Annotated in this window: 1 tRNA gene and 2 rRNA genes; all 3 read right to left on the reverse strand. The window is 42.2% G+C overall.

Features of this window, described 5'->3' with window-relative positions:
* Positions 1–128, reverse strand: a 23S ribosomal RNA gene (locus L1D37_RS23900); the annotation flags it as partial.
* Between the two features lie 300 nt (positions 129–428).
* Positions 429–504, reverse strand: a tRNA-Ala gene (locus L1D37_RS23905).
* Between the two features lie 76 nt (positions 505–580).
* Positions 581–715, reverse strand: a 16S ribosomal RNA gene (locus L1D37_RS23910); the annotation flags it as partial.

Raw genomic sequence — 715 nt, forward strand, 5'->3', positions numbered from 1 at the left:
GGTTTCCCCATTCAGGAATCCCAGACTCAAAGGTTATTACTACCTAATCTGGGCTTATCGCAAGTTATTACGCCTTTCATCGCCTCTGACTGCCAAGGCATCCACCGTGTACGCTTAGTCACTTAACCATACAACCCGAAAGGGTCTTARTGTATGGCAACTAACCAAGGTTTTTGGTTGTCATTAAGAATGGGTTAATTCTCAATGACTGTTTGCCGGACTCAATGTGATTCAAACRARTTTGAATCGAATACAAGACACTTGAATGTGTTTGTTGTGTTTATCTAAAAGATAAACATTGAGAACTTTTAAATTTGATTGAATTACTCGTAAGTAATCAATCAGTCAGCTTTCCAAATTGTTAAAGAGCTAGATATTTCAAAAGAAATAACCATTTTTAAAGATTCTTAAGGAAGAACACTTAAAGATGGTGGAGCTATGCGGGATCGAACCGCAGACCTCCTCGCTGCCAGCGAGGCGCTCTCCCAGCTGAGCTATAGCCCCATCTGGAAAAGTATTTCCTACTCTTAACTTATTAAACCATCAATCTGTGTGGACACTTATCRTGAATATCTTCGTATAAGGAGGTGATCCAGCCCCAGGTTCCCCTAGGGCTACCTTGTTACGACTTCACCCCAGTCATGAACCACAAAGTGGTGAGCGTCCTCCCCGAAAGGTTAAACTACCCACTTCTTTTGCAGCCCACTCCCATGGT

It is taken from the genome of Vibrio sp. Isolate33 (assembly GCF_022397895.1).
GTDB classification, from domain to species: Bacteria; Pseudomonadota; Gammaproteobacteria; order Enterobacterales; family Vibrionaceae; genus Vibrio; species Vibrio pomeroyi.